Source organism: Bizionia hallyeonensis (assembly GCF_042657385.1).
GTDB classification, from domain to species: Bacteria; Bacteroidota; Bacteroidia; order Flavobacteriales; family Flavobacteriaceae; genus Algorimicrobium; species Algorimicrobium hallyeonense.
Genome location: NZ_JBHSLA010000003.1, coordinates 74,117 through 88,364 on the forward strand (window position 1 = coordinate 74,117; position 14,248 = coordinate 88,364).

General features: G+C 33.7%; 18 protein-coding genes and 1 tRNA gene. 6 read left to right on the forward strand and 13 right to left on the reverse strand.

The window, feature by feature from the left end; all coding sequences use genetic code 11:
• Positions 1–119 precede the first annotated feature (119 nt).
• Positions 120–1,706, reverse strand: a complete 1,587-nt coding sequence (locus ACFPH8_RS08410) for a peptide chain release factor 3 (RefSeq protein ID WP_376860098.1) — start codon at positions 1,704–1,706, stop codon at positions 120–122.
• Positions 1,707–1,831: 125 nt separating this feature from the next.
• Between ACFPH8_RS08410 and idi the strand changes: the two genes are divergently transcribed.
• From idi to ACFPH8_RS08435, 5 genes are all read left to right on the forward strand, one after another.
• The gene (gene idi, locus ACFPH8_RS08415; RefSeq protein WP_248395216.1) at positions 1,832–2,359 is read left to right on the forward strand and encodes an isopentenyl-diphosphate Delta-isomerase; all 528 of its coding nucleotides are present in this window, start codon (positions 1,832–1,834) and stop codon (positions 2,357–2,359) included.
• Positions 2,356–2,766 (forward strand): 6-pyruvoyl trahydropterin synthase family protein, encoded by a 411-nt coding sequence (locus ACFPH8_RS08420; RefSeq protein WP_376860102.1) that lies wholly within the window; start codon positions 2,356–2,358, stop codon positions 2,764–2,766. The genes idi and ACFPH8_RS08420 overlap by 4 nt, the downstream gene beginning before the upstream one ends.
• The gene (locus ACFPH8_RS08425) at positions 2,766–3,737 is read left to right on the forward strand and encodes a type I phosphomannose isomerase catalytic subunit (protein ID WP_376860104.1); all 972 of its coding nucleotides are present in this window, start codon (positions 2,766–2,768) and stop codon (positions 3,735–3,737) included. Before ACFPH8_RS08420 ends, ACFPH8_RS08425 begins: the two co-directional genes overlap by 1 nt.
• Positions 3,738–3,831: 94 nt before the next feature.
• Positions 3,832–4,101: a hypothetical protein gene (locus ACFPH8_RS08430; RefSeq protein WP_376860106.1), complete on the forward strand. Its 270-nt coding sequence runs from the start codon at positions 3,832–3,834 to the stop codon at positions 4,099–4,101.
• A gap of 59 nt (positions 4,102–4,160) precedes the next feature.
• Positions 4,161–4,234, forward strand: a tRNA-Thr gene (locus ACFPH8_RS08435).
• Between the two features lie 224 nt (positions 4,235–4,458).
• On the opposite strand, the gene ACFPH8_RS08440 is transcribed toward ACFPH8_RS08435, so the two are convergent.
• From ACFPH8_RS08440 to ACFPH8_RS08485, 10 genes are all read right to left on the reverse strand, one after another.
• Entirely contained in the window at positions 4,459–5,100 is a 642-nt protein-coding gene (locus ACFPH8_RS08440; RefSeq protein ID WP_376860108.1) for a porin family protein, read from the reverse strand.
• Positions 5,101–5,115: 15 nt separating this feature from the next.
• On the reverse strand, positions 5,116–5,685 hold the full coding sequence (locus tag ACFPH8_RS08445) for an outer membrane beta-barrel protein (protein WP_376860110.1): 570 nt from the start codon (positions 5,683–5,685) through the stop codon (positions 5,116–5,118).
• A 35-nt stretch (positions 5,686–5,720) separates the two neighbouring features.
• A complete protein-coding gene (locus tag ACFPH8_RS08450; RefSeq protein WP_376860112.1) occupies positions 5,721–6,416 on the reverse strand; it encodes a DUF4369 domain-containing protein in 696 nt (231 codons plus the stop codon).
• A gap of 51 nt (positions 6,417–6,467) precedes the next feature.
• Complete coding sequence (locus ACFPH8_RS08455) at positions 6,468–7,775, reverse strand: DUF819 family protein (protein WP_376860114.1); 1,308 nt, start codon at positions 7,773–7,775, stop codon at positions 6,468–6,470.
• A gap of 58 nt (positions 7,776–7,833) precedes the next feature.
• On the reverse strand, positions 7,834–8,019 hold the full coding sequence (locus tag ACFPH8_RS08460; protein WP_376860116.1) for a type II toxin-antitoxin system antitoxin: 186 nt from the start codon (positions 8,017–8,019) through the stop codon (positions 7,834–7,836).
• Position 8,020: 1 nt separating this feature from the next.
• Complete coding sequence (locus ACFPH8_RS08465; RefSeq protein ID WP_376860118.1) at positions 8,021–8,953, reverse strand: alpha/beta hydrolase family protein; 933 nt, start codon at positions 8,951–8,953, stop codon at positions 8,021–8,023.
• Positions 8,954–8,955: 2 nt separating this feature from the next.
• Positions 8,956–9,114, reverse strand: a complete 159-nt coding sequence (locus ACFPH8_RS08470; protein ID WP_148367401.1) for a DUF4177 domain-containing protein — start codon at positions 9,112–9,114, stop codon at positions 8,956–8,958.
• Positions 9,115–9,181: 67 nt separating this feature from the next.
• A complete protein-coding gene (locus ACFPH8_RS08475; protein WP_248395208.1) occupies positions 9,182–10,042 on the reverse strand; it encodes an SPFH domain-containing protein in 861 nt (286 codons plus the stop codon).
• Positions 10,043–10,277: 235 nt separating this feature from the next.
• The gene (locus ACFPH8_RS08480) at positions 10,278–11,201 is read right to left on the reverse strand and encodes an alpha/beta hydrolase (RefSeq protein ID WP_376860121.1); all 924 of its coding nucleotides are present in this window, start codon (positions 11,199–11,201) and stop codon (positions 10,278–10,280) included.
• Positions 11,202–11,574: 373 nt separating this feature from the next.
• Positions 11,575–12,174 carry an alpha-ketoglutarate-dependent dioxygenase AlkB family protein gene (locus tag ACFPH8_RS08485; RefSeq protein ID WP_376860123.1) on the reverse strand — a complete coding sequence of 200 codons (600 nt, stop codon included), beginning with the start codon at positions 12,172–12,174 and terminating at the stop codon, positions 11,575–11,577.
• Positions 12,175–12,206: 32 nt separating this feature from the next.
• Here ACFPH8_RS08485 and ACFPH8_RS08490 point away from each other — a divergent pair, with 32 nt between their 5' ends.
• A complete protein-coding gene (locus ACFPH8_RS08490; protein WP_376860125.1) occupies positions 12,207–12,881 on the forward strand; it encodes a M15 family metallopeptidase in 675 nt (224 codons plus the stop codon).
• Positions 12,882–12,905: 24 nt separating this feature from the next.
• Here ACFPH8_RS08490 and ACFPH8_RS08495 read toward each other — a convergent pair whose 3' ends face one another.
• Positions 12,906–13,259 (reverse strand): DoxX family protein, encoded by a 354-nt coding sequence (locus tag ACFPH8_RS08495; RefSeq protein WP_376860127.1) that lies wholly within the window; start codon positions 13,257–13,259, stop codon positions 12,906–12,908.
• Complete coding sequence (locus ACFPH8_RS08500; protein WP_376860129.1) at positions 13,252–14,175, reverse strand: hypothetical protein; 924 nt, start codon at positions 14,173–14,175, stop codon at positions 13,252–13,254. The genes ACFPH8_RS08495 and ACFPH8_RS08500 overlap by 8 nt, the downstream gene beginning before the upstream one ends.
• Positions 14,176–14,248 lie beyond the last annotated feature (73 nt).

Below are 14,248 nucleotides of genomic sequence, written 5' to 3' on the forward strand. Positions count from 1 at the left end.
ACTAAAAATAAATAAACAGGTGGCATTTTACACATGCACCTACCGATTAAATGTATTAAAAATTCGATTAAATACAAATTTTCACAAAGTTTTTTCGATTAACAGCTGTTTATACTTAATTAATATTCAGATGTAAAGTGGAATTTAATGTTCGGATATTTCTGCTGGGTCATCTGTAAAGAGAATGGCGAATCCGCTAAAAATACTAACTGATCTTGTTTGTCTTTGGCTAGAAAACGTTGTTTCACACGAATGAATTCTTTGTATTCATCACTTTTTTTATCCTTGGCCTCAACCCAACAGGCCTTATGAACGTTCAGGTTTTCATAGGTACATTTAGCACCATATTCATGCTCTAAACGGTATTGAATAACCTCATACTGTAAAGCACCAACAGTTCCAATTACTTTTCGGCCGTTAAGTTCTAACGTAAATAATTGCGCAACGCCTTCATCCATTAATTGATCAATTCCTTTGTATAATTGTTTAGATTTTAATGGGTCGGCATTATTAATATATCTAAAATGTTCTGGACTAAAACTTGGCACACCTTTGTAGTTTATAATTTCACCTTCAGTCAAGGTATCACCAATTTTAAAATTACCAGTATCATGCAATCCTACAATATCTCCAGGATAAGAGGTATCTACAATTTCTTTCTTTTCGGCAAAAAAAGCATTTGGACTTGAAAATTTTAATTTCTTGTTATTTCTAACATGTAAATAGGGCTTATTACGCTCAAATTTTCCAGAAACAATTTTAATAAATGCTAAACGGTCTCGATGATTCGGATCCATATTGGCATGAATTTTAAATACGAAACCGGTAAAATTCTTTTCGTCAGGTTTAACTAGGCGTTCTTCGCTTTGTTTTGGTCTTGGTTTTGGTGCAATTTCTACGAAGCAATCCAACAATTCTCTTACACCAAAATTATTTAAAGCAGAACCAAAAAATACAGGTTGTTGCTGCCCGCTTAAATAACTGTCTCTATCAAAAGTTGGATAAATACCCTCCACTAATTCCACTTCTTCTCGAAGAGTGTTGGCAGCTTTTTCACCAATTAGTTTATCTATTTCACTAGATTGTAAATCAGAAATTTCAATTGTTTCTTCAATATCTTTTCGACTATCACCGCTAAATAGGTTGATATTCTTTTCCCATAAATTGTAAATACCCTTAAAGTCATAACCCATTCCTATAGGAAAACTTAAAGGCACCACACTTAAGCCTAACTTCTGTTCAACTTCATCTAATAAATCGAAGGCATCTTTACCTTCACGATCCATTTTGTTGATGAAAACAATCATAGGAATATTACGCATTCGGCAAACTTCAACTAATTTTTCCGTCTGTTCCTCCACACCTTTGGCCACATCAATCACCACAATTACACTATCCACAGCGGTTAAAGTTCTAAAGGTATCTTCCGCAAAATCCTTGTGTCCAGGTGTATCTAAAATATTAATTTTAATACCATCATATTCAAAAGCCAAAACGGAAGTTGCAACAGATATTCCACGTTGGCGTTCAATTTCCATAAAATCACTAGTTGCACCTTTTTTAATCTTGTTGCTTTTTACAGCACCTGCTTCTTGAATAGCACCACCAAATAATAATAATTTTTCGGTTAAGGTGGTTTTTCCGGCATCTGGATGCGAAATAATACCAAAAGTACGTCGTCTGTTTATCTCTGATGTAAAACTCATATTCTGTTTTAAAATGGGTAGCAAAGATACATTTTATCTATGCAAAAAATGTTATGCTTTATGGGCTTTTTATTTTTGTGATAAGTTTGTTGTATTTTTAATTTTATGAATGGTATTTTTACGGTATGATTGAAGAACAAGTAATTTTAGTTAATGAAAATGATGAGCAAATTGGGCTTATGGGCAAAATGGAAGCTCATGAAAAAGCATTATTGCATCGTGCATTTTCAGTATTCGTTTTTAATGATAAAAAGGAGTTAATGATTCAGCAACGTGCTATGCACAAATACCATTCTCCTGGGTTATGGGCAAATACCTGTTGCAGCCATCAACGTGATGGTGAAAGTAATATAGATGCCGGAAAACGTCGGCTTCAAGAAGAAATGGGGTTTGTAACGGATTTGGAAGAGTCTATTTCATTTATTTACAAAGCGCCTTTTGACAATGGCTTAACTGAACATGAATTTGATCATATTATGATAGGCTATTTTAACGATGCTCCTGAAATAAACCCTGAAGAAGTAGCAGCTTGGAAATGGATGGCTCTAGACTCTATAAAAGAAGATATGAAGCGTCAGCCAGATTTATATACAGCTTGGTTCAAAATTATTTTTCAAAAATTTTATGAACACATTAATATTGCAGAACAATGAGAGTAACCGTAAGTAGAAAAGCACATTTTAATGCAGCTCATCGTTTGTACCGTAAAGACTGGTCAGATCAAAAGAATGATGCTGTTTTTGGCAAATGTAATAACCCTAGTTTTCATGGTCATAATTACGATATGATTGTGAGTGTTACTGGTGAAATTGATCAAGAAACAGGATATGTTGTTGATGTGAAAATTTTAAAGGATTTAATAAAGTCTGAAATTGAAGATGCTTTCGATCATAAAAACCTAAATCTTGATGTTCCTGAATTTCAAGATTTAAACCCTACAGCTGAAAATATTGTGGTTGTCATTTTTAATAAGTTACGACCGCATTTAGATGCTAATTTAGACCTTGAGGTTACCCTTTATGAGACACCTCGGAATTTTGTAACCTATTCAGATAAATAATGAAAAATCAATTCTATCCTATAAAATTCAATCCTATTTTAAAAGATAAAATCTGGGGAGGCGAGAAGTTGAAAAGCATTCTCAATAAGCCGTCAACGGTAAAAAATGTGGGTGAAAGTTGGGAGATAAGTGATGTGGAAGGGGATGTTTCTATGGTTGCTAATGGGAGTTTAAAAGGTCAATCCTTAAAGCATTTATTAAGTACTTATAAAGATGATTTGATAGGCAAACAAAATTATGCGGAATTTGGAAACACCTTTCCTTTGCTTATTAAATTTATTGATGCCAAGGAGGATTTATCCATTCAGTTGCATCCTAATAATACATTAGCCGCCAAACGCCACAATTCCTTTGGTAAAACCGAAATGTGGTATGTAATGCAAGCGGATCAAGATGCGAATTTAATTGTTGGGTTTAATCAACCAATGGACTCAGAAACCTATCTGAAGCATTTAGAAAACAAAACGCTCCCAGAAATTTTAAATTTTGATACGGTTAAAACAGGCGACGCTTATTTCATTGATGTTGGTAGAGTTCATGCTATTGGATCAGGCGTATTGCTAGCAGAAATACAACAAACAAGTGATATTACGTATCGAGTTTACGATTGGGATCGGGTAGATGATGCAGGAAACGAGCGTGAACTTCATATTGATTTAGCTTTGGAAGCTTTCGACTTTAATATGCCTGAAAATTTCAGAGTTAGTTATTCAAAAGTTGAAAATAAGGCTAATGCTATGGTAACCTGTCCATATTTTACCGTTAATTATTTGAAATTATCCGAGCCACTTATAAAAAGAAATACGAAGGATTCATTCATTATTTACATGTGTGTGGCTGGACAGCTCTTGGTAAAAGCAAATGGTTTTAGCACGGCTTTGCAAACTGGCGAAACTGTATTACTCCCAGCCGCCTTAAAGGATTTTGAATTAGTAACTGATAACGCCACATTGCTAGAAGTTTACGTGTAAATAAAAAATAATTTCTTTGTATTTAAATAGCACATCTAAACGGTGGGAATACAATTAAATTAACTACTTTTGTAAAAATTTTAAAATTACTATTATGGCAAATAAAAGAGACCTAAAAAAAGACATCAATTATGTATTAGGTGATATTATTGAAGCAGTTTATGTTTGGGAATACTCAAACACAGACAAGGATACAAAAAAGAGTGAAGCAATTATTGACGAAGCAATCGCAACGTTTGATACCTTAATTGTTAAAGTAAACGATAGAAGTGTTGAAGATAAAAAAGCACACTTTAAAGCTATTAATGCGGAACTTGAACAAAAAGGACGTGCGTTAATCGAAAAAATTAATAAACTAGGTTAAAAAAATAGAGAAAAATAGTTGCACATGTAATTTTCGGGATTATATTTGCAGCTTATTTTGCCGATGTAGCTCAGCTGGCTAGAGCAGCTGATTTGTAATCAGCAGGTCGTGGGTTCGAGTCCCTCCATCGGCTCTAAAGTTTAAACTCCAATACTAGAAATAGGTTGGAGTTTTTTTGTTTATATAAAGGATATAAAAAGCCTGCTTTTCAGGGACAGGAAATAAATATAAATAGCTTAATATAAAGCTCCAAAACAAAAATAATGCTGTATGGAGTTTTTATAGTTTTTAAGTACTTATTACTTTGATGTTAATTGAAAATAAGGCGTGAGTATAAAATCAGAGCATGGAAAATAATTATATCCCTAAATTCCAGCCAACAATCAATTTAATCATGTTGGTTTTTAAACTAGCGTCGTAATACTCAGGAACACTACTAGTATTTATCAGACCAAAATCATCACGAATTTCAATAGTTATAGTGTGTTTATCTGAAAGGGCAATGTTGGCTCCTATACCAGCTGAAATGCCTGTGTCAATTTTATTGCTTTCGGGAGCTGGTCCGTTACCATATTCTAAATATTCGGAGTCTGTTTTATCGCTGATTACAAAGTTTATAAATGGACCTGCATTCATAAAGAAATTAGAGTTCCAAAATTCGTATTTCAGTAAAATTGGAATGTTTATTAGACCAATTTTACGATTAAAATCCTGATTACTACTTTCTGTTCCACCATAATAACTAAAAAAGGTTATTCTGTACTCTTGAGTTTTTTGTTCATAATTAATATTTGTCTTTAATGATAACTTTTCGCTTAAATAATAATCAAATGAAGCACCTATTAAAAAGCCCGCTTTGAAGTTATGGTATTTCGCGTTATCAAATCCGTAAACAGATGGGTAATTAATACCAGCGTTTAAGCCAATTTTAAAATTTGATTGCGCCTGAATTGTAAGTGAACCTATAATAACGATAAGTAGTAGTGAAATTTTTTTCATAAAATTAGGGTTTAATTAAATGGGAAATGAAAATCCAATTGCTGCAGCTCCTGCAAATTGTTCTATTGAAGGATGATAATAAAAAGTGAGTTCAATTTCAAAATTATGATTTCTACCTATGGCTAATCCATAAGTGACAGGTATATGAACTACAAATCCATTTTTTTCTGCATTTGTATAAGGCGTTATGGTTGTAAAGGACCCAATTGAGGTACCAATGCCTGTTTCCACATAAGGTGCAATCCAAGGGATTGGTATTGCAAGTCGTACTTTGCCACCCAATAATAAGGCGCTTGTTGATACTTGGTAACCTAATTGTGGTTGAGACGAGTAGTCGTTATGAGAAGAAGCTAACATGACACCAACATACGGTCTTAAGCCAAACCATCTTGTAATTCCTAATACATATTCTCCTTGAGCATAAAACCCGTTAGATGACACATCTGCATCATCAAAAGGTAGGCTGGCTCCCAAACCTAAAGAGGCTTTAATATATGGGCCTTTTTTTGGTTGGGCTTTAATAGAATGCAATGTAAAAAGCACAAAGAATAAAAGACCGAATGTTGTAATAGATCTGGGGATCATAAATTTTACAATGTTAACTTGGGGTATTCGAGAGCTTAGTTAGCCTTACGCTCCCTAATATAAGCATCCAATTCCTTACCATATTTAGACGCCTTAATTTCTGGTGTTAACGCGTTATTAATCGTGTCTAACCATTTTATTTGCGCATCATAAATTTCAGTTAAAGCTACGTAAGGTGCTACATCACTGTCTTTGTTTTGAATAGCAAAATTAACGGTATATAAATACTTACTTTTAAGGAGATTCTCATAAGCTTTCATATTGGTAGCCATTAAAGTAGAATCATTTTGAGTTTTAGCATCTATTTCAGCTTTAATTAATTCCAGATTTTTATCGTTATAACGATCCATCATTTTTAAATAAGTTTCAAAAATGACTTGCTGCTTGGAACCTTTAATTTCCGGATTTAATTCGAAGTTTTTTAATGTGGTGTTAATTTCTGTCATACCTTTATCAGCAAAAAAAGGGATTTTGCCATAAGCATCTTCATTCGTTTTATTTAAATGCAGAAAGAATACTTCAGGAGATTCTAAATCCGCATGAAGTTCAAAAGTAGATTCGCCATTAATGGTTAAAGAGTCTACTGAAATTAAAGTTGAATCTTGAATTTTCTGTAGGTATAAAGTGCCTTTTTTTAAATCTTTAATGTTTCCTTTTACGATTAAATCATGTTGGTCTTTTCCACAAGAAACTAACAATAAAAGTCCTAATACTATAAATGAATGCTTCATTGGTTATTTTGAATTTTAGGGCGCAAATATCTTATAATTATTGTTTAAATACTAACCAACGGCTGCTAATCGCATTAAAATTGTACAACCAATTGCCGCAATAGTTCCAATAGCATACCCAAACACAGCTAGCAAAACGCCAACTGTAGCTAAAGATGGGTGAAAAGCCGAAGCTACAATAGGAGCAGAAGCTGCACCACCAACATTGGCTTGACTTCCTACGGCTAAAAAGAAGTAAGGTGCTCTAATAATTTTGGCCACGATAATCAATAATATGGCATGGATACTCATCCAAATTAAACCAACAGCAATTAGTCCTGGATTATCAAAAATTGATGCTAAATCTATTTTCATACCTATGGAAGCCACTAGAATATAAATAAATACAGAACCAAATTTGCTGGCTCCAGCACCTTCGTAGTTTTTTGCTTTTGTAAAAGACAACAAAATGGCTATTAAAGTGGCAATACTAATCATCCAGAAAAATTGTGAATCTAAAAATGTAAACGTATTTCTCAAAGTATTAGACTCAATACCGCTAACCACATCACTGAAAAATGGTGCAAGAAAGTTTGCGCCAATATGAGCAATACTTACAGTTCCAAATGCAATAGCTACAATAATCATTATATCCGTTAATGATGGATTACGATTAACACTTTTAGAAAATGATGTAACTTTTTCTTTTAAAGCCTCTATAGCTGAATTGTCTGCACGTAACCATTTGTCTATAGCTTTAGAACGCCCAATACCAATTAAAATAATGGCCATCCATATATTGGCAACCACAATATCCACAAATACCATTTTTCCATATTCTGATTGGTTGTATTGGTATATTTCTAACATGGCCGTTTGGTTGGCACCACCACCAATCCAGCTTCCTGCCAGTGTTGATAAACCTCTCCAAACTGCATCTGGTCCAGCTCCTCCTACGGTTTCAGGCGAGACCAAAGATATTAGTAGGATTGCAATTGGACCGCCAATTACAATACCTAATGTTCCAGATAAAAACATAACTAATGCCTTCCAACCTAAATTAAATACGGCTTTTAAATCAATGCTTAATGTCATTAATACCAAGGCTGCAGGTAGTAAATACCGACTCGCCATATAGTATAAACTGGTACTTTCTTTTGTTATTTCGCCGGCTTCGTTGACGGTTTCCCATTCCGGGGCAATAAGTCCAGAAGTTGTTAATACAGCAGGTAGCATGTATGCCATAAATAAACCTGGTACTATTTTGTAGAATTTAGGCCAAAAACCTGTTTTTATAGATTCCGTGTAAAAAATGAATCCGAGTGTGAGCATTAAAAGTCCAAAGACAATTGTGTCATTCGTAAAAAGTGGTTCTTGCATGGTTGCTTATTATTTTGTGCTGCAAAATACCAAAATAAACGGGTTAAAAAAAGCGACTTTAGGAGTCGCTTTTATTTGAAGTATTTTTTTTCGATTTTGGCAATCTATTATTTTCTTTTAAGTATTGCATAAGCATCCACTCAATTTGGCCATTGGTGCTCCTAAACTCGTCGGAAGCCCATTTCTCAACGGCTTTGAGCATCTCTTCATTCATTCGTAATGCAAAAGCTTTTTTCTTGGACATGCTATTTTTTTATAAATGTTTCAAGGGTGTTTATTAATGTTTCCGATAGTGGATAATCTGGTGATTTATAGGATTTCTCATTGTCTTCATCCTTTTCAATGTGTTTTAACACATGATTCATATTGGGAATAATGACTAATTCCGACTTTGGATTTGCTTGATGTAAGGCTTCAGCATCGCTTTCAAAAACCTGTAAATCTTTATCCCCATTTAAAATTAAAATAGGTATAGATAGTTTTTTTAATTCTTCGGAAGGATTATAAATCATCCATGTCTTAAAAAAACCTTGATTTGGTTTTACAAAAATAGCTGCTAATTCTGAGTCTACGTTTTCTATACTTCCCGTTTCTCGTAATTCCTTAAAATGCGCTTCGGTTTTAAGACCTAATGTGTCATTTTGAATTTTGAATTGTTTGGTCATAATGACATCGATAGGGTCTGCTGGACCAGCTAATGATACGTATTTGTCTACATAATCAGTTGCTAACATAGCTACTAATGAGCCTTGACTGTGCCCAATAAGTGTGATGCTAGAAAACCGCTTATCATCTTTAAAATTATTGATGGCTATTTTAGCATCATCGGCAAAGCGAACAAAATCTAGATCTTTCATCATGAATCGTAAATTCAACCAATTGGCCGAACGTTTATCATATCTATAAAAAGCAATATTACGTTGGTTTAAGCTGTCAGCTAATTGTTTGATATAGTTGGCATTTGCCAAACCTAATTGGTTTCCATTTCGGTCTACGTTTCCCGAGCCATGAATAAAAATAACCAAAGGCTGCTTTTTTAATTCCTTATTATAGGTTAAGGTGCCGGGAAGAATAATACTATCGTTTTTTAGCATGATGTCTTCTGAAGCAATTGTTCCTTGCGCTATGATTAATTGGCTTGCGCAAAGAAGAAGTAGCAATAAATTTATTTTTTTCATAATTATCTGTTTTTATCACGTTCAAAAACAACACTCGTATAATTTTGAGCTATGTGGATTACACGCCAGCCTTCACGACCATATTGATTAATTAGATCTTCAAAACTTTGCATGCGGTTGCGCCAACCTAACTGTGGTACTTCAACTTTATATTCTTTCATAAGGAATTAGAGTTCTTGAAATTAATTTGTAATGATTGAAAATGCTCTTTTTTAATTGAAGTAGGCTTTACATGTTTAATGTGCCAGCGTTTACAATTGGAGAAGCATCTTTATCACCACATAAAACAACCATTAAATTACTAACCATAGCCGCTTTACGTTCATCATCTAAATGGACAATGTCTTTCTTGCTTAATTCATCTAAAGCCATTTCAACCATGCTTACAGCGCCTTCCACAATTTTATGTCTTGCTGCAACAATAGCCGTTGCTTGCTGACGTTTTAACATGGCATTAGCAATTTCTTGGGCGTAGGCTAAATAACCAATTCTTGCTTCCAATACTTCAATACCTGCAATAGACAAACGCTCGTCTATTTCTTTTTCTAAAGCTACGCTGACTTCATTTAAACTAGAGCGCAAGGTAATATCTTCGTCCAAACCTTCGTCCGCAAAATTGTCATACGGATACATACTGGCTAGTTTTCTTACCGCTGCATCGGTTTGTACACGGACAAAATTTTCATAATTATCCACATCAAAGGCAGCTTTGTAGGTATTTTGAACACGCCACACTAAAATGGTGCTAATCATGACAGGGTTTCCGAGTTTATCGTTGACTTTCAGCCTTTCACTGTCAAAATTACTCGCACGTAATGATATTTTTTTCTTGGTATAAAATGGATTCGTCCAATAAAATCCATTGTCCTTAATGGTGCCAACATATTTTCCAAACAATAGTAAAACGCGAGAACCATTAGGCTGTACCATAATAAAGCCAGGCGCAATAAATAATGCCAACACAACAACGGCAATGTAGGCTGGGTTTTCAGTGGTAATAGCGGTGGCAATGCTTCCAAAAAATAATGCAAGGAATACAAATAGCATTAAGTAGCCGTTTGCAGGTGATATAATTTTCTCTTCTTTCATGATTAGTTATTTATTATGATATTAAATTGATATCATAAAGATATGTATAAATTTATTAGCACGCAACTCACTTTTGGCACGACTATTGAAATACAATTAGTGTTATTGTAACTTAACTTTAATTGGAGTGTGGTTACTCCAATTAAAAACAATAACATTTCATATTTTTGGTTGGTTAGTAAGGAAAGCACTCTTTTTAGAGTGCTTTCTTTTTTTTAACAGGAAGTAATGTGTGTTATTTTATGAACGCCGTAAGTGTTTCAATAAGTTCTGGAGCTAATGGTCTGAAGGATTCATTGTAAGATTTTGAGTTTTCTAGATCGCCACCTTCAATAATGAATAACACATGATTCATATTGGTGATATTTTTTAAAGTTCCTTGTTTGGCAGCATCTTGAAGTTCTTGCGCTTCCGCTAAAGAAACTTGTAAATCTTTAGTGCCATTAATAATTAATACAGGACTATTTAGAGTTTTAATAATTTCTACAGGATGGTATTGCATCCAATTACCCATAAAGTCTTGGGTGTCTAAACTAAAGATATTGGAGAGTGCTTGTGGAAAATCCGTTGTTGTTTTTCCAGACTTCAACACACTAAAAACACGTTCCGCATCTGGTTTTAATCCAGGAGCCGTTTGTTCAATTTGTTCTAATATAACTTGGTCAATGCTTTTAGCAGAACCACCTAACGAAATAAGTCCTGCAATATTTTCGTCAGTAGCCAACATACCTATTAAACTACCTTGACCGTGACCTATTATATAAATAGATGCGTAATTATCTTTTTTAACAAAATAGTTTACTACATCTTTGGCATCCTTAATATAATCATCAAAAGTCAATCGTGCATTTACACGACCTTTTAAAATTTGTTTCACAATGCGTTTATCATATCTAAAGGAACTGATGCCATTTGCAGCTAAACTATAAGCTATTTTTTTAAGGTTGTTATTTTTTTGAAAATTCTGATTTCCATTTCTATCCGTTGGACCATAATCTCCAATGATAATCGCTAAAATATTTTTACTAGCATCTTTTGGTTCTAATAGAGAACCATCAACAAAAGGTGATATTTCAATTTCTGTTTGAATGGTAGTAGGTTCTTGTGTAAATACTGGTAGTGCAAATAAAAGTGTTAAAATGGAAATAAATAATTTCATAGTATAAGGATATTGAAATTGAATAATATTACGTTTATCACATACAACGTAAAATTACAATTTTTAGATATGTCTCTTTTAAAATTTAATCTAATATTACGAATGAAAAAATGTGCGTTTCGTCGGGTAAAAATGATATTTAGTCGATAAATGTTAAAAAAAGATGTATTTCATCGAAAATATAAGCTTTTAAACGTCGCGATTAAAAAGTAATTTTATATTTGAAGTGTACTAAAAGACATACTTTTTAGTTCAATGGATTAATTAATTAATATTTGCATTATGTCGTTGATACTAGAGACCCTAAATCTAACAGCATAATAATAAAGCAAATAAAAACGAAACCGAGGTTGAGGGACCTCGGTTTTTTTTGTTACACTATTTTTCGAAACGTTAAATTAATTCGTTCGCCAACATTTTTTTTAGTTTTCGGAATTTGATGAAGCCAATACTGCTGCATTTCTCCGGCCATAATAAGTAAACTTCCGGATTCTAATAGTAGCTTATGACGTTCTGTTTTTATAGTTCGATGTTTATAATGAAAATACCTGGAAGCACCTAAACTTAACGATGCAATTATAGGATTTATGCCTAGTTCGTTTTCATTATCCGCATGCCAACCATTGCTATCAGAACCATTTCGATACCTGTTTAGTAAAACTGTAGTAAATTTGGCATTGGCTTCGTTTTCAATATCGGTTTTAATATCCAATAATTCATCGGTAAATATTTCTGGATGCATGGTTATATTAGAATAGGAGTAGCTTTGCTTATTGTCTGCATATAAAGCTGTAAGCCGTGGTTGCGGATGGGTTTTGCCAAAAATTGTAATTTCATCTTGCTGCCAAGTACAGTTATCTTTAAGAGCGATAAATAAATCGCTGGCTTTTTGTGGGCTATAAAAATGAGGTACATAAATCAGTTCGGCTTGGGGTAATTTAAAAACAGTTTTATTAGAAGAAAATAAGTCCATCGCGTATTTTTTTATAAATTAGTAGAGTGATTATGAAAAACAAAATACTATTATTTCTCGTCGTTGTAGTTAGCTTGGCGTTTACGCAAAAGCAAACATTGCCAAAAGGGTTTGTATATGCTGAATCTGTAATTCCTGATATTGATGTGGAATTGCGCTATTATTCCAGTAATAATTTTGTTGGTGATACCATTACAGGTTATAAAACTAATACTTTAATTGTAACTAAACCAACAGCAGATGCTTTGAAAAAAGTTCAAGATGAATTGGCGGAACAAAATTTATGTTTACGTGTTTATGATGCCTATAGACCACAGCGTGCTGTAAATTATTTTATAAGTTGGGCTAAAGATTTAGAGGATGTTCGTATGAAAGCATCTTTTTATCCTCAAGTAGAAAAACAGCATTTGTTTCGTGATGGTTATATCGCGTCACGGTCAGGGCATAGTCGGGGTAGCACAGTGGATTTAACTATTATTGACGCAAATACCTTAGAACCTTTGGACATGGGAAGTCCGTATGATTTTTTTGGGGAACCATCTTGGGTTGCTTATCAGAATTTATCAGAAATTCAAAAGGAAAATCGCCAACTATTGCAACGCGTTATGCAAAAGCATGGCTTCCGGAATTATCCAAAAGAATGGTGGCATTTTACCTTAAGAAATGAACCATTTCCAAATCGGTATTTTGATTTTGTCGTTGAATAGATATTCAACCATTATTTTGAATATTTATAAATACCACCAGGCCCAATACATCAATCCAAATTGTAGCGGAATTCGTAAAACTAAAATCCATTTGGGAATACCTGCAGATGCTTTTTGGCTAGAAAGCATATAGAAATGCACCAATAAAAATACGATTAACATAGCAATAATACCGTAAATGGCGAATGATCTTGTTCCTGGTAAACACAGAGCCAAACCCAAAATTATTTCTGCTAAACCACTAATATAAACCAGCATTTTATGGTTTGGTAAATAGCGCGGCATGATACGCATGTAGATATTAGGTTTTACAAAATGCATAACACCAGCAAGGATATACATGCCAGCCATGAGGTATACATGCCAAGGATTATTCATCTTTATACACTTTATATGTGAATCCAATTCCGTAATTATTCAGTCCTTTTTTAAGTAAGCCGGATTCTATATTGCCTTGTTTAAACTGGATCCAATTATTGCCACCAATAAAAACGCGTTTTATATAGGTGTGATGCAAGCTTATTTCGTCTGTAAATGGCAATAATGGTCTGAAGTTCGTCGGTATTTTTACGGTTCCTTCAGGTCCTTTTAATTCCTTGTATTTTTTGTTTGGCAGTAATTTTCCGGATTTATCTGTGTATCCTAAAACTTGAAGTGATACAAAAAAACCGTCCTTCGGAATGGTTATATTATAAGCACTGACGTCTAAATTATAAACATCGCCTCCTTTTTCTGTAGCCCGAAAAACAATGTTTTCATAGGTTAATACTTGACCAGGTGTTCCTTTATCATTTTTATAAAACTTCACCTTAAATAGGGTAGAGAAAGGTTTTTTATCAGCGTTTTTACGGTTTCGTTTATCCCAATCTTTAGATTCTAGCGTTATTGGAAAATGAATGGTGCTTATTTTTGTTAGTGCGGGATCCGGATTGTTGAAAAATACGGCAATTTCCGATTCAATAGTTGGTAACCAACAGTTATAATAATCATCATCCAAATAGGGTTTTAAGGTTTCTTCTTTAAACCTTCTACCTTCGGCAATTAGAATCACTTCATCCAATTCGCTGACTTCTTCATCCAATAGAATAATTTTACCTAGACCAGAAGTTGCAACCGTTTTGTTTGTATACCCTAAAGCGGAAATATATAAGGTGTCAATATCAGCGTACAGTTTTTCGGTGAAAATAAATAGACCTTCATCGTCCGCAAATAAGCCTTGACCATCGCCAAAAGAGATAGTGGCATAGGAAATAGGCGTTTCAGACTTACTGTCTTTAATGCTAATTTGGGCCATTCCTAAAGTGGTGAAACCAAGAAAAAATAGGATTGAATAGTATTTGAACATCTCTAATTATCAGGTATTAAAA

Excerpts from the sequence above, each read along its gene's own strand:
- ACFPH8_RS08410 (WP_376860098.1), bottom strand. The coding sequence starts at position 1,706 with ATGAGTTTTACATCAGAGATAAACAGACGACGTACTTTTGGTATTATT.
- idi (WP_248395216.1), top strand. The coding sequence starts at position 1,832 with ATGATTGAAGAACAAGTAATTTTAGTTAATGAAAATGATGAGCAAATT.
- ACFPH8_RS08420 (WP_376860102.1), top strand. The coding sequence starts at position 2,356 with ATGAGAGTAACCGTAAGTAGAAAAGCACATTTTAATGCAGCTCATCGT.
- ACFPH8_RS08425 (WP_376860104.1), top strand. The coding sequence starts at position 2,766 with ATGAAAAATCAATTCTATCCTATAAAATTCAATCCTATTTTAAAAGAT.
- ACFPH8_RS08430 (WP_376860106.1), top strand. The coding sequence starts at position 3,832 with ATGGCAAATAAAAGAGACCTAAAAAAAGACATCAATTATGTATTAGGT.
- ACFPH8_RS08440 (WP_376860108.1), bottom strand. The coding sequence starts at position 5,100 with ATGAAAAAAATTTCACTACTACTTATCGTTATTATAGGTTCACTTACA.
- ACFPH8_RS08445 (WP_376860110.1), bottom strand. The coding sequence starts at position 5,685 with ATGATCCCCAGATCTATTACAACATTCGGTCTTTTATTCTTTGTGCTT.
- ACFPH8_RS08450 (WP_376860112.1), bottom strand. The coding sequence starts at position 6,416 with ATGAAGCATTCATTTATAGTATTAGGACTTTTATTGTTAGTTTCTTGT.
- ACFPH8_RS08455 (WP_376860114.1), bottom strand. The coding sequence starts at position 7,775 with ATGCAAGAACCACTTTTTACGAATGACACAATTGTCTTTGGACTTTTA.
- ACFPH8_RS08460 (WP_376860116.1), bottom strand. The coding sequence starts at position 8,019 with ATGTCCAAGAAAAAAGCTTTTGCATTACGAATGAATGAAGAGATGCTC.
- ACFPH8_RS08465 (WP_376860118.1), bottom strand. The coding sequence starts at position 8,953 with ATGAAAAAAATAAATTTATTGCTACTTCTTCTTTGCGCAAGCCAATTA.
- ACFPH8_RS08470 (WP_148367401.1), bottom strand. The coding sequence starts at position 9,114 with ATGAAAGAATATAAAGTTGAAGTACCACAGTTAGGTTGGCGCAACCGC.
- ACFPH8_RS08475 (WP_248395208.1), bottom strand. The coding sequence starts at position 10,042 with ATGAAAGAAGAGAAAATTATATCACCTGCAAACGGCTACTTAATGCTA.
- ACFPH8_RS08480 (WP_376860121.1), bottom strand. The coding sequence starts at position 11,201 with ATGAAATTATTTATTTCCATTTTAACACTTTTATTTGCACTACCAGTA.
- ACFPH8_RS08485 (WP_376860123.1), bottom strand. The coding sequence starts at position 12,174 with ATGGACTTATTTTCTTCTAATAAAACTGTTTTTAAATTACCCCAAGCC.
- ACFPH8_RS08490 (WP_376860125.1), top strand. The coding sequence starts at position 12,207 with ATGAAAAACAAAATACTATTATTTCTCGTCGTTGTAGTTAGCTTGGCG.
- ACFPH8_RS08495 (WP_376860127.1), bottom strand. The coding sequence starts at position 13,259 with ATGAATAATCCTTGGCATGTATACCTCATGGCTGGCATGTATATCCTT.
- ACFPH8_RS08500 (WP_376860129.1), bottom strand. The coding sequence starts at position 14,175 with ATGGCCCAAATTAGCATTAAAGACAGTAAGTCTGAAACGCCTATTTCC.